General features: G+C 65.7%; 12 protein-coding genes. All 12 read right to left on the reverse strand.

Features of this window, described 5'->3' with window-relative positions; translation table 11 throughout:
* Positions 1-9: 9 nt before the first annotated feature.
* Positions 10-1,146, reverse strand: coding sequence for a type II secretion system protein (locus tag PWP93_RS15410; RefSeq protein ID WP_421028902.1), 1,137 nt, complete (start codon positions 1,144-1,146; stop codon positions 10-12).
* Positions 1,143-3,356: an ATPase, T2SS/T4P/T4SS family gene (locus PWP93_RS15415; protein ID WP_421028901.1), complete on the reverse strand. Its 2,214-nt coding sequence runs from the start codon at positions 3,354-3,356 to the stop codon at positions 1,143-1,145. The genes PWP93_RS15410 and PWP93_RS15415 overlap by 4 nt, the downstream gene beginning before the upstream one ends.
* A 25-nt stretch (positions 3,357-3,381) precedes the next feature.
* The gene (locus PWP93_RS15420) at positions 3,382-4,188 is read right to left on the reverse strand and encodes a hypothetical protein (protein ID WP_421028900.1); all 807 of its coding nucleotides are present in this window, start codon (positions 4,186-4,188) and stop codon (positions 3,382-3,384) included.
* A complete protein-coding gene (locus PWP93_RS15425; protein WP_421028899.1) occupies positions 4,175-5,476 on the reverse strand; it encodes a hypothetical protein in 1,302 nt (433 codons plus the stop codon). Before PWP93_RS15425 ends, PWP93_RS15420 begins: the two co-directional genes overlap by 14 nt.
* A gap of 8 nt (positions 5,477-5,484) precedes the next feature.
* On the reverse strand, positions 5,485-7,104 hold the full coding sequence (locus tag PWP93_RS15430) for a type II secretory pathway protein (protein WP_421045107.1): 1,620 nt from the start codon (positions 7,102-7,104) through the stop codon (positions 5,485-5,487).
* 2 nt (positions 7,105-7,106) lie between these two features.
* On the reverse strand, positions 7,107-7,670 hold the full coding sequence (locus PWP93_RS15435) for a toxin co-regulated pilus biosynthesis Q family protein (protein ID WP_421028897.1): 564 nt from the start codon (positions 7,668-7,670) through the stop codon (positions 7,107-7,109).
* Between the two features lie 110 nt (positions 7,671-7,780).
* On the reverse strand, positions 7,781-8,197 hold the full coding sequence (locus tag PWP93_RS15440) for a lytic transglycosylase domain-containing protein (RefSeq protein WP_421028896.1): 417 nt from the start codon (positions 8,195-8,197) through the stop codon (positions 7,781-7,783).
* Positions 8,197-9,453: a TrbG/VirB9 family P-type conjugative transfer protein gene (locus PWP93_RS15445; RefSeq protein ID WP_421028895.1), complete on the reverse strand. Its 1,257-nt coding sequence runs from the start codon at positions 9,451-9,453 to the stop codon at positions 8,197-8,199. The genes PWP93_RS15440 and PWP93_RS15445 overlap by 1 nt, the downstream gene beginning before the upstream one ends.
* The gene (locus tag PWP93_RS15450; RefSeq protein ID WP_421028894.1) at positions 9,450-10,259 is read right to left on the reverse strand and encodes a transglycosylase SLT domain-containing protein; all 810 of its coding nucleotides are present in this window, start codon (positions 10,257-10,259) and stop codon (positions 9,450-9,452) included. The genes PWP93_RS15445 and PWP93_RS15450 overlap by 4 nt, the downstream gene beginning before the upstream one ends.
* Positions 10,252-11,526: a TrbI/VirB10 family protein gene (locus PWP93_RS15455; RefSeq protein WP_421028893.1), complete on the reverse strand. Its 1,275-nt coding sequence runs from the start codon at positions 11,524-11,526 to the stop codon at positions 10,252-10,254. The genes PWP93_RS15450 and PWP93_RS15455 overlap by 8 nt, the downstream gene beginning before the upstream one ends.
* Before the next feature lie 3 nt (positions 11,527-11,529).
* Positions 11,530-12,411 carry a TrbG/VirB9 family P-type conjugative transfer protein gene (locus tag PWP93_RS15460; protein WP_421028892.1) on the reverse strand — a complete coding sequence of 294 codons (882 nt, stop codon included), beginning with the start codon at positions 12,409-12,411 and terminating at the stop codon, positions 11,530-11,532.
* The gene (locus PWP93_RS15465; RefSeq protein ID WP_421028891.1) at positions 12,408-13,112 is read right to left on the reverse strand and encodes a type IV secretion system protein; all 705 of its coding nucleotides are present in this window, start codon (positions 13,110-13,112) and stop codon (positions 12,408-12,410) included. Before PWP93_RS15465 ends, PWP93_RS15460 begins: the two co-directional genes overlap by 4 nt.
* Positions 13,113-13,180 lie beyond the last annotated feature (68 nt).

Consider the following 13,180-nt stretch of genomic DNA (forward strand, 5'->3'; position numbering starts at 1 on the left):
TTGTCCTTGTCAGAAATTGCCTGCGCTTGCACCCAGCGCGCTTTGCAGGCCAACGAGTCCGGTGACGGCATAGGAGCCCACGCCCACCCCGATAAAAAGCGCCGCTGCGATGCCCAGCAGCACGTAGTGCGTGATACGGGCGTTGCGGCGCACCGCCTCCACCACCCGGTCGAGCGAGCCGCGTCCGAGCGACTTGACCGCCTCGACGAAGTTGTCGCGCCGCTCTGCGTCCGCGATTCGGTCCACGACAAGCGCCGAGAAGATTCCGGTTTCGAGCGCACGCATGGGCTCTTCGGGCTTCAGTTCCAGCCGCCGCAGCATGCGCGTGACGTGCCAGCGCAGCCACGGATCGGCATTGACCTTGATGCGCTCGAGCGCGCCGCTGAGCGTGAGTCCGGAATCGAAAAGCCCGGACAACGAGACGATGAGCAATGCCGCACGCAGGTCGCGACGGTTGCGCCACATAAGGGGTGCCGCGTCGATCCGGTTGCGCATCGGCCCGGTCCAGCGCTTCAGTCCGTAGAAGTACGCCCAGACCAGCGCGCCGATCAGCGTCACGTTCAGCCACCAGTAATCGGCGCAGAACGTGTCGATGGCGTACAGGAATCGCCCGGGCGCGCTCCACTGCTCCAGCGGCCGGATCTCCAGCACCTGCGGATAGATGAGCGCTCCGAACATGGCGCCAAGCCCGTACATGTACGCGAGCAGCATCACCGGGTAGGCCAGCTGCATCGCCGTCGTCGTCGCCAGCACGCGTCGCGCCGAAGCGGTCATCGAGCACAGTTCGAATCCGCGCCGGGCCGCATCCTCCTTCGTCGAGGATTCGGCCAGTTCGAGCAGCGCATACTCCTCGCCGGGAATGAACGGCTTCATCGACTGCGCGAAGCCCTCACCCTTGCCGAGCCGCTCGCCGATCGCGTGATAGACCATCCACACGATCTGACGGCGTTTGCGGGCACGCTCCTCCAGTACGCCCAGCCGCTCCATCAGCGTCTCGCGGTTGCGCAGCCCCTTCGTCGCCTCGATATCGAGCCTCGATTCTTCATAGAAGGCTTCACGCACTTTCTGGAAGCGCCACGTCGCGAACTTCATGCGGTCCCGGTACGGCAGGCGCATGAGCAACGGATACAGGAAACGGCCGCTCACGACGGCATCCTCCCGTCGCGATCGGCCACGACTCGATAGGTGCGGAACGGCTTCATCGAGCGGTCAATGAAGCGCGGATCGATCAACCCCTGTGACGCCTTGTACAGCGCGTGCTCGTAGATCGTCTTGCCGGTCATGTCCGCCGAATTGAAGTCAGCCTTGCGCTCGCGGCGCCACGCCTCTTCCGCGCCGCGCCAGTCGCGCACGGAAATCTTGTCGAGGAATTCCGGCGTCGGCCGGTACAGTTCCATGGCGAGCGTCTGCCCCTTCGTGCCGGCCGCAACCTTGCCGTCGCGCGCAAGCAGCCCCTTCTTGCGGCAGTGTTCGCAGCCATCGTCGTTGCGACAGGCCATCTTCGAAGTGTCAAGGCCGAACTTCGTGCGCAGCAGTTCGAGATCGGACGCACGCATGACGTCGGCAGCAGGCAGCTTGCAATGCGGGCACAGCATCGGGATCAGTTTCTGATTGCCCACTGCATTGATGAACTTCTCGGAGGCCACCTCATCGGCCGTCATCCGCAGACGATCGCCGAGCAGCCGAATGAACACGCCGATGATGCTGTCCGCGTGGATGGTCGTGCGCACCGGGTGACCGGTCAGCGCAAGCTCAACGACAAGGCCCGCCACGGTCGAGTCGAGGATTTCCGCGACGGTCAGATCGTCCGGGTCCATACGCATGAGCGTGCGGATGATCGAGGCCACCTTGCGGCGGAATTCCTCTTCCGTTTCATCCAGACCGCGCGGCACCGACTGGTCGGAGAGCCACGGCATTGGGTATTCCGACGGCATGCTCACGGCGTACTGCTTCATGAGTTCGCGCCCGTCCACCATCCATGCCAGCGCGCGCAGCAGCGTGCTCTTGGCGGAACCCGTCTCGCCCGAGAGCAGCACCGCACCGCCGCTCGCGTGGCCAAGCGAATCCACGATCTCCAGCTGGCTCGCCTCAAGCCCCATCGTGTGCGGCAGGCGCACGCTGTACTTACGGAAGTTGCCGTCCAGCAGCCGCAGGGCGACGTCGAAACCGGCGACCTGCGGCGCACTCTGCCAGCGGATGTTCAGCGTATCGGTCGAGAGCGCGAGCGGAATCATGGCCGACTGCGCGGCCGTTGGCTGGAACGCATTGCCGCTGTTCGTGTTGCGCTGGACGAGATCCTGATAGGCCGCGGAGAGCGCACGCAGTACAGTCGCCTTCGGCATTCGACGGTAGGTGTAGAGATCGCCGTCGACGCGAAACCGCAATTCAGCATCGGACTCGTAGTCGCGCGATTCCCAGTGCACGTCATTGGAGCCATAGGCGTGCGCGGCGTCGATGATGTCGCGGAACAGCGCGATCGCGCGCGAGCCTTCGGGTACGTGCGACGAGAGCCGGATCCGCCCACGCTCGTAGACACCAGCGATCACGTCCTGGGTGGCAATCATTTCCTCACGCACCGAGATGTGCAGACGATCGAGGTCGCGCAGGTACGTCGTGTAGAGCGGCGTCTGGTGGAACTCGCGTGTGGTGATGACAACCGCCATGCCGGCCTGCATGTCGACGGCCACGAAACTGCGCCGCGTCTCGGACGTGATGCGAAGCGTTGCGTCCGCCGTGGTGTCACAGAGGATTCGCTTGAAATCGGCGAGCGCCTCGGCCGACACGAGGCGCGGCATACCCACCGGCGCGTATTCGACGTCCGGCACAGTGATCGCGTGCTCTCCGGCTACCGGGGCAGCCTCGGCTTCGGGCGGCGGGACATGTGCGCCGTCCCCTTCATGCGACGAGCTTTCCTCGCGGCAAACCTCGGCCTGCGCGTCCGCCCTCACCTCATCTTCCCGAACTGTCCTCGCCTGGTCGGTCGCGCCATCGCCCGGTTGCGCATACGCTTCACTCGCGCGCTGTGGAGCGTCGCTCACGGGCTCCCCATCAAACCGCACGCTTTCCGGCTCGCTTTCATCCGCGAACGTGGCTTTGGCGCCTGTGGGTACGTCGACAAACGCACCACCCGGCACCTCGATCGGATCGACGTCCGTGATGTCGCCGTCCCTTAGCCGCGCGCCCAGCGACCCGGGCGGCGCACCCGCGCCCCTGCGTGCGGGCCGGGCGGTTTCGAACACGGGCTCAACCGGCGCGGCGTCGCTTTCCTCCACGAAGCCCGGACGCCAGCCCCGAAGGCGCGCGAAGAGCGACGCGCGCGGCTTCGGTTCGTTTTCGACATTCCCAAAGAAAGACATGTTTTCCTCCCCGACTGAAGTTGTCTTATTGCGCGGTGGACGGCGCGATCCACGGAGGCAGCGGCGCGCCGACGTCGCGCAGCGGTCCCGACACCGCAACCGGCGTCGCATTGCCAGCGGGTGCGACGCCATCCTGAGCGCCCGAGCGCATCGCGACGGTGCGTGTGGCCTTGCCCTCGGCGACCGTCACAAACAGACCCTCGACCTTGCGCACGACCCATCCGTTGAGCAGCTTTTCTCCCCGACGCGCCGGATAGACAGCGCCGCCGTACTGATAGAGAACGTGCAGGCCCTGTTGATCGGTGAACGAACCGACGAATGTGACCGGATCGACGCGTGGTGAACGCCAGGCGGGCGCCACAAGTACAGGTGCCGGGGGCGTTGCAGGCGGCGGCGCCTCGGCACGAAGGGGCGCGGCCGACGCGGGGGCCGCGGGCGTAGCGCTCCCCGCGCCGTCGCCGTCGCGCAGCGCGCGGGCGACCTTGTTGCGCGCGAGCTGGTCGATATCGCGCAGCGTCAGATGCGCGTCGCTGGCCGGGGCGGGAGCCATAACCGGTGCCGCCACGGTCGCGGCCGCCTGCGAGGCGCTTACGACCGGCGCGGCTGCCATGTGGACGGCCGATGCAGCACCCGACGTTGCGGACGCAACGTTCGACGTGTTCGGGATTGCGGTTGCCGTTTTTACTGACTGCGCGGGCGGTGTCGCCGCGATGGCCCCATCGAACGAGGGCGTGGACGCTGCGAGCGCGCCGTTCGCCGGACCGACACCAAGTGCGAACCCGGCAGCAAGCGTCGTGGCAAGCGCGGTAGTGAGACGTTTATTGGACGACATAGTATTTGCCCTTCGCAACGAATTTGATTCCGACCTTGCCCATCTCCTCAGGCGCCTCGGTGTCGAGCGTCACCTTGAGGGTTTCAATCGTCATGTCCGGTGGCAACCGCGCGAGCAGCGGTGCCTGCCACCGGTAACCGTCGATCTCCCAGCTGCCCGAACGGATGAGCGGCCCGTGACGCTCGTTTGCCGGCGGCGGCGTATTGATGAGCGGCTGGGCGGGAGACAGCCTCACGCTGTAGCCGAAACTCTTGAGGTCGAATGGCCGGGTGGACAACTGCTGCGCCGGCGTCTGCAGCATGTCGATGAGCTGCTGCTCGCCAGGCCACGCCTTCGACTGCGTGGCGACGACCGCTGGCACTTCCGGCACCGCGGGGCCGCGCGCGCCGAGCGCGAGACCCGAGCGATCGAACGTGAGCGGCTGCATCGAAGCCGGTGCGCTGCGCGCGAAGTCCTCGAAGGTCCCGCCCATGCGCGTGTAGTTCAGCGCGCAGTAGCCCGCGCGCGGGCACGTTGCCTCCCTGAACTGCCAGCCCTCACGGTTCGAATCGAAGTCGACGATCGTCTCGATCAGCTGTGGCGCGAGCTGTGACGCCATCGGCGTACCCGCGGCGAACTCGTGGCGCAGGGCCTTCTCGTACTGCTGGGTCCAGGTCGGCCGCGCATTCGCGGGCAGCGCGGGCGGGCTGAATACGCTGACCGCTTCCTTGACCGCGAAAATGCCCACGCCTGCCGCGAGGAGGAAAACCACCGCATTGGGCACACCCACAGGGACACGGGCGAGCTTGCCGGCCTTCTTCAAGGCAAGCAGCTCGACCGTCTGGAAAGGCTCGTCGCCCTGAGCGAGCGCCTCGCCCGAGGCGAGCACAACGAGCGCCAGGCCCTGCCTGCGGCATTGCTGCGCGATCTCATCGCGCCGCTTTTCCGCCTGCGTGAGGCTCACGACCTGGTCGTTGTTGACCGCGCCGCGCACGACATAGACCAGATGCACACGCTGTCCGTCCTGCATGAGCACCAGCACGGCCGGGCGGGTACGCACGCGTTCGAGCATCGCCACACGCGCGGCGCCCGAGTAGAGCTTCACACCCTTGAGGTCGGAAGCGTCGGGCGCGCAGAATCCGCCGAGCATGACGTCGCCGACCTGCATTTCGACGTAATGCGTCGCCGTGAAGTCCTCCGCATAGCGGGCGCGTCCATCCTTTTTTCCCTTGAGGGGATAGGCTCGCCAGTCGAGGCCGAAGACCAGCCTCGCGCGCTTTTCACCCGGCAACGGTTCGGTGATATGCATGCCCATGCCTACATCGAGGGAACGACGGTTGCGGTGAGCATCACCACCTGGAACGTATGCGACTTGTTCCAGGCCCCGGTAATGCCCGCGATGCCCCCGTTTGTCGTGCCGTCGGCCGTGTCGGTGACTGCGCCGTAAAGAACGACGGTCTGTCCGTCCGAAAGCGCGATCGTCTCGTCGTCCTTGCTGCCGATCGTGTGGGCAAGCTGGATCTGCTGCGCCGTCTGGCCCGAGCCTGTGCCCGCCGAGGTGAACGGACCATTCGGCTTCGAACTGTCACGCCAGTACGCGAGGAGGATCTGGTTGTGATCGTTGACCGAGGGGAGGATGTGCAGAAAATCGCCGGTCGTTAGCGTGCCAGGCGTGAGGCCCACCACCCCGCTCGACGTGCCGGTGACGCTGCCCGCCGAGGGCGAGGTCGAACGCAGATAGTCGTCGCTCTGGAAGTTCGCCACCGATACCGGCAGGCCATTGAGCGTGAGCTTCGAGACCGTGTTGTCGGAGATCGTGCGGCCATACTTGTTCAGGCCGTTGATGACAGCGTTGGTGCCAGTGAATGGTGCGTTCGGCTCGAGCACAGACAGGCCAACAGTGCCGCCGCCAGAGGACAGCGACGTCGGTGAGGTGAAGTTCACCGCCCATTTGGCGAGCCCGCCCTGGATGCTGGTGTAGACGATATCGGCATTCACACCCGCCTGGGTGCCGCGGTTCAGCGCGATCTGGATCGTGCGCACGCGCAGCATCACCTGGCGCGTGGAGATCGCGTTCTCGCGCTTGAGCATCTCTCCCATGCGATCCGCCGCTTCCCGTGTGTCGTACACGGTCACGAGGCGGCTCTGCGGGTTCACGGTAATGCGACCCATCGGAGACTTCAGCTGCTTGAGCGTATTCTCGATCGACAGGATCTGGTCGAAGTCGCCCTTGCGGCCGCTGGAAGTCATTGCCGAGAACGTGCCGGTGTCCGTATTGGCACCGCCCGTGGAACCCGTCGACTGGTTGCCCGTCGACGTGTCGGTCCCCTTGGACATCCGCGACTCGATCGACACCTTGCCCGGGATCGCAGCGATCTGGTACATGCGCGTGACGAACCGGCTGATCGTGATGGCCGAGCCATCGAAGGACCAGTCGAGGCCGAGATCCTCCGTGACGTCGTGCAGATAGCGACCGATTGCGCACGATTCGCAGGGCTGGTCGTACACCGGCACTTCGGACGTTCTGACGCCGCCCAGGCTTGCGGGCGCGCTCTTGTCGTCGTTTGAGGCGCGCGGAATCAGGCTGTCGCGCGGGATGTAGACGTCGGGACTCACGCGCACCGGAAAACCCGAAGCGTTCGAGACAAGCGTCGCGAGCGTCCTCACGTCGAGCTTCGGCGGGAAGGTGATCTTCTTGTCGCGAAACACCGCAGGCAGCGTGGCCTCATACGCGAGGGGCACCGGGCGATCGCCGAGGAAGGCGCTGGGCACCACCTCAACGAGCGGAATACTGTTTCCAGCGCCGTCGAGCGCAGCGCTCGCCGTCGCATTCCCCTGGTCATAGGCACTGTTGACATCGCCTTGCGTGACGGCGCAACCGGCGATCATCACGACGCTCGACGTCGCGATCAGGGTACGGATGGGATAGAGGCGCATGGTCAGTCCTTGCAGTTGGCCGCGCGGGCGATCACGCGAATTACGTTGTTGGTGTGCTCGCACACGCGTGAGGGCGTGCGCATGTGGTCGGTCGCCTGCATGACCTGCGTGAGCACCGAACGGAAGTCGCCGCTGAAGGTCGCGTTGAATTCGACCGGCAGGTCATCACCGATCTTCCAGGCAAGCTGCCAGCCCTGCGTCTGCAACCAGCGGTCGAGTGCGTTACGCAGGTTGGTGTCCTGCGGCGTGATCGTGAAGGACATCGTGCCCACAGGCTCGCCGCCTGCCGCAGCGGGGGGGACCACCACCGTCATCGTGTCAGCCGAAGCCGAAGCCGGAGCCGAAGCTTGCGGCGTAGCCGGCGTGATCGGCGCAGCGGAAGCCAGGACCGTCGGCGCGACTGGCGCCTGGCTGGACGCCGGAGCAGCCACCGGTTGCTGAGCGGGCGCAGCAGCGCCCGTGCTTGCCGCCCTCGGTGCGGCCGGCGCTGCAGGAGCGCTACCGCTGCCGAGCAGTTGCCAGCCATCGCCTGCGGGCGCCGGAACCTTCGACTGATCGGGTTGCATGGCAGCGACTGCCATGGATACGGCGCTACCGAGCGCCAGTGCCAGCAGGGCCTGCGCAATGGTCCGGACGCGCGGACCGGAATCCTTGGGGAAGTGATTTCTCATGGTTTTCAGTGGCCCTGAAGGCGTCGGTAGATCGAATTGGCGTAGACAAGCTGGCGTGAGCTCGACGTCGCGTTATAGGCGCCGACAGCTTTCCAGGTCGGCCCGAACTGGCGGAAGTTCGAGGCGAGAATCCACGTCCCCACGTAAGCGTTCACGCAGGCGTTAAAGAGGTGCTCGCGGCGGATGCCATAGCGGGCGAGCACAGGCAGCCACGAACTGTTGATCTGCATGAGACCGATGTCCTCGCTGCCATTCGCATTGACGTTGATCGCGCCCGCATGCATGCCCGACTCCTGCTGAGCAATCGCGCGCACGAGCTGCGCACTGATATGCCGGTAGGCGGCCGCATCATCGAGACAGTCAGCGTGTGCGCCCGCCGGAGCCACCGCGAGCGCGATCAGGGAAAGGAGTGCGTAGCGCATCACGAGGTCGCTCCCGCACGCTCGAAGTACTTCACGTCGTGCCGTCGTAGCACGCTGACGGTCTGTCCGTCCGCCGTCACGATGAACTGCTCCGAGGTGCCGTTGAACTTGTAGAAACGGCCTTTCTGTTCGCCCGAGCCCAGGTGGTGCACGTCAGCGACGGTCACGTTGATGACGCTTGGCGCGAACTTGAAGAACGTCTCGCCCTTCTCGTCGAATACCGCTTCCAGATGGGCGCTGTTGCCAACGGGGAAGTCGTACACGGTGCCCGGGCTGCGCGCGACCTCGACACGGTGCGCCTCGTCCGAAACGATGAAGCGCTCCGCACGGTCGATGGTCATGACGCCGGTGTCGGCATCCCACTTCGGGTGCAGCGAAACGCCATCGGTCGAGACAAACTTCAGGTCCTTCGGCCTGGCGGCAAAGCGGATCTGTGTGTGCGTGTCGTCGCCATCGCGGATCGCATTTGCGCCGAAGTACGTTGCGAGAAGTGACTGCGCGGGCGGCACCGCCGCGACAGCGTCCGGGGCCGCCGGGGCCGAAGCCGCCGCAACCACCGTCGGGTCGGCATGCGTCACCGTTGCCGCGGCGTAGGCGAGTGCGCCGGACTTTTCGACGTCGCGGCGCAGGCGCACATGACGCGCGTCGAAATCGACATCCGCGTAGAGGCCTGTCTGCCCCATGAGCCGGTCGAGTGCCTGCATCCAGTTCTCGCCCTGCCGCGTCTCGAAGCGGTCCGCGGCGGTCAGATCGACATCCTTCTGCGCCGATCCGCTCCAGCCCTGCGGCACCAGCGCCTTGACGATCGAGGCGACCGGCATGGTGGCGTTCAGCGTGCGCACGGGCTCGAGCGCGCCACGCTCGCCCACGAGCGACAGGCGTCCACTAAAGCCGGAAAACGCGACAGGCTGGTCGTCGCCAGAGCCTGGCACCGTGCCATGTCCGCCGATAAACGTGTTGGCCCGCTTCCAGCTCGCCACGGCTGTATGTCCGGCGACGCTGTACTGGATCGTGGCAGGTGTGCCGTCCACGACCATGTACGGCCCTTCGGCGTGTCCACCGGCTACCGTGATGACCTGTCCGGCACGCGGCTGGATATAGGTCTTCGAGCCGTCGTTGAAGACGAGCGCCGGACGCTCGGCGATGCCGCCCGCGATCTCGTAATCGAAATTAAAGGGATCGGTATTGGCAGCCAGAGCGAGGTGTGCTGCGCTGAATGCGCACAGGGTCGCGAACGTAAGAAGACTGCGCGTCATAGGCCAGCCTGGATCTGGTTGAGGTGATGCGCGAAGCGCGCGAGGTAAGCACTGCCCGGCACCGGGTTGGCGCTGTGGTAGAACGCGATGGCCTTCGCGACCGAGTGCGTGCGGCTGTAGTTCTCGTTGAGGATCGCTTCCGCAACGTGAATGTTCGTTGCGGGCGCAAGCGCATCCCATGGCGAGGCGAAGCGCTGCCGGTGAGCGCACCAATGGATCTGCATGATCCCTACGTCAAAGTCGCAACGGCCCGCCGCAAGAAGGGCGCGCATTGCGCCGTACGCATCCTGGCGGGAACGGAAGTAGTAGCCACGCCCTGCGACATTCAGCGTCCACGGCCACGCGCGCCCGTGGTAGGCGGTTTCGTTCAGTGCGATGCCGGCCAGCACCTTCGGATCAACGCTCGTGTGCATCAGGACGAAGGGCGTCTCGGCCTTCGCGCACGCCCAGCCGCCCCGGCCTTCGGCGATCGCCGCCTGTGCGTCGTCATCGAGCTGCCCGGGTTGCAGCCAGCCGCTGCGCACCATGAGCCCGGCGAGCGAGACCACATGCGAATCGACCGGCACGGTGATGCCCTGTGCCGGCGTGCTCGCCACCGTCTGGCCAACGAGGCGCGAAGCCCATGTGTGAAACGGCGCAAGCCCGCAGTAGAGGACGGGCGCGCCGTCGAGCGACGCGACCTCGCGCGCGTCGTGCGAGGCCAGCACCAGCGCGTCGGGGCTGATGATCCGCTCGATGGTCGCGGTGTGCGCTGTCACACTCGCTGCGGCCGAGAACAGCAAGGGAACCAGTGCGAGCCTAGCCACGGTACGGCTCCAGGTGGATGTTGCGGTTCACCTTGATCATGCCGCGCTTGCCCGGTGCCACCTTGATGGTCGGCGGAATGCTCTGGTAGCGGCTCAGGATCGACTGCGACGTCTGTGCCGCGACCTGGCCCGCGGTACTGCCCACCTGCGTGACACCGTACGGACCGCTGGTTGTTGACGAGACACCGTTCTTGTCGAACGCGCCGAGCAGCACGGCGGTGAGTGCCGACGCACCGAAGATTTTCAGGAAGTGGTTGTTGACGTCGCCCGAGAAACCCGCTTCGCCGTTCTCGTCCGCGCCCTGTGCGCCATAGAGCGGCACTTCCTTGCCGTTGGGCAGGCGCATCTCGGTGGCGGCAACCTGGATGCTTTCCTGTCCGACCTGGATATCGCTCTGGTACGGGCCCGTAATGGTGGTGCCCTTCGGGATCATGAGGCAGGTGCCCGTCACGCTGTCATAGACGTCCTGTTCGACGACGAGCGCCACCGTGCCCGGACGGTCGGAGTTCTCACCCTCGGCGGTGAGCACCGGAATGTGATGCGGCGGCGAGAGCGTGCAGGTCTTCTCCTGGCCGATGAACCCGGCGCTCAGGAATCCTTCGCCGGAGCTCGATTGCGCCTTCGCATCCTTCAGGAACTGCAGGTCGCGATCGGCGGAGGATGCGCGGGCGTTACCCTGCCCCATCGCCGCCGCAAGCGCCCCTGCCTGCGCGGCGGCCTGCCCTGCTGCTGCCTGCTGCGCGGCGAGCTGTTGCACTGCCATCTGCTGGGGCGTCATGATTCCCCCCGCCGCGGCGTTGTTCTGCGAATCCGCCTGCTCCTTGACCTTGAGGCCCGGAATGAAAATCGGCGAGGCGTAGAGACTGTCCTGCTTCGCGCTGGCCGCCAGGTTCCCGTTGTTCGACTCCCGCTCGTACTGGTCCAGCGACAGTGCCGGCTTCGTTGACACAGGCTGGGCGTCCGATGCTGCGGCAGCTTCGCGGCGGGCCTTTTGCTCGGCTGCGCGGGCGCGCGCCTGCTGGTCGGCAATGATCCGGTCGATATCGTCACTGGCCGGTGCATGATCCACCGAAGCGGCGGTCTTCGCGGCCTTGTCCTCCTTCGCCTGTTCGGCCGCACGGGCGCTTACCTTCGACTGGTAATAGAAGCCCATCGCCCCGATGGCGAGCGCGAAGATGAGACCCACCGCCATGAGCGCGTTGCGCGGCGACTTGCCCTTGACCACGCGCTCCTGATCCGCGGTTACCCCCTGGCTCTGGCTCGACATGGCTCAGAACCTGAAGATGCCGGGACGACGGCGTGTGACGGTGACCTCGTCGTCGCCCGCGCGCAGCACGATCCGGTCGGCCATCTGCTGGACAACGATGTACTGCCCGCGACGGATGAAATTCGGGCTCACGTCGTCGCCGTGGTCCTTGACGATGGGCACCGCGAACGGCGCGCCCGCGGGCAGCCGCAGCCACACGAACCTGCCGTCGTCAAAGACCGTCTCGGGCCTGAACGCTGCAGAGCCATCGACCTTGTAGTCGAAATTGAGCTTGTCGGGCGGCACGCCAAGGGGTCCCGAATCGGTCGCGCCGCCGTTCCCGCTCACCGCACCATCGGCTGCGCCGTCGGCATCGCCGCGCGCGCGCACCTTTGCCATCAGCGATTCGGCATAGTGAAAGCGCACGCTCTGATAGAAAAGGCCACCCAGCGGCGACGACACCAGCGTCATGTCGTACTCGCGCAGGTTCGTCGTCAGGTGCAGCGTGTTCACGAGCCCGGGCCTGACCGGCTTGATGAACACGTGGTTTGCGCCGTCCGTGTCGATGAGCCAGCTCACCGAATCGCCCATGGCGGGTTCGGCAATGAGCTTCTCGCCCGGCGCGAACTCGATGGTGGTGTTCTTGGCCGGTGCGGTGATGATGCGAAAGATCTGGTCGCGGCTGTAGCTGAACACGACGATGCGCGCGTCGTTGGGCATTGTGACCGGATCGGTGCCGGAGTTGTAGGGGTTCACCGGACTCATCGGGTCGCCCATGATCGAGCCAACGTCGAGGGCGGCTGCGGCGGAAGCGGCCCGCGACGCGCCGAGGGCGGAACCGGAAAGTGCGAGCGCGCCGGCGAGCGCAACCACGAGCGCCAGAGCGCGGGGGGCCTGGATCGTCATACCGTTTTCTGGAGAGTGAAGAACGGGAAGAAGATCCCGAACGGGTTGGTCCCCACGGCTTCGTCCGAGCTGGCCGGCACGATCTGGTAGCGCAGCGTGAGCGCATAGCGCTGCACGACGGGCTTGTCCGAGGGGAACTGCGTGGTGGAGGTGGAGAATTCAACGACGACCGTTGAGTCGTCGAGCACGGAAACACTGCTGACCGCCACCTCGCGCACGAGCTTCGGGTTGGTGAGGATCGACTGGAACGGCGCGTCCTGGTGCAGCCAGTCGCCGAACTGGTTCCTTGCGTTGCCCGTCATCTGAGCCTTGACGGCATTGACGTTGCGCGCGAGGCGCGAGCCCTCGATCGTTGGCGTCAGGACCGGCTCAATGGTGAACCAGCGCTGGACCGAGTCAGCGACGGACGAGCGCAGCGCAAGGTCGTCGGGCTTGTACGCGGCGAGCTGCTTCATGAGGGGACGACCACCCGCATCGGCGGCAATGCCGTAGCTCTTGACCACCGACGGCGGCGGCTGGCGCGTCCACACTGCCCCGCCCGCGATGAACGCGAGCACGAAGCAGAAGGTCTTCCAGTGGTTGGCCTCGACACGCAGGCGCGTGCCGCGATCGAAGATGATCTTTTCGGGATCTTCCTCGGAATACCCTCCCGGTGCGGGCGAAAGGGCAACATCTTTGCGGGAACGACGGAACAGGGGCATGACGCGCGCGGACAGATTGGCTTGCGTCGATTGAAACAGTCCGGCACCTCCTCCTTCGGAGCAAAAGG

The organism is Paraburkholderia sp. A1RI-2L (assembly GCF_048957375.1).
GTDB lineage: Bacteria > Pseudomonadota > Gammaproteobacteria > Burkholderiales > Burkholderiaceae > Paraburkholderia.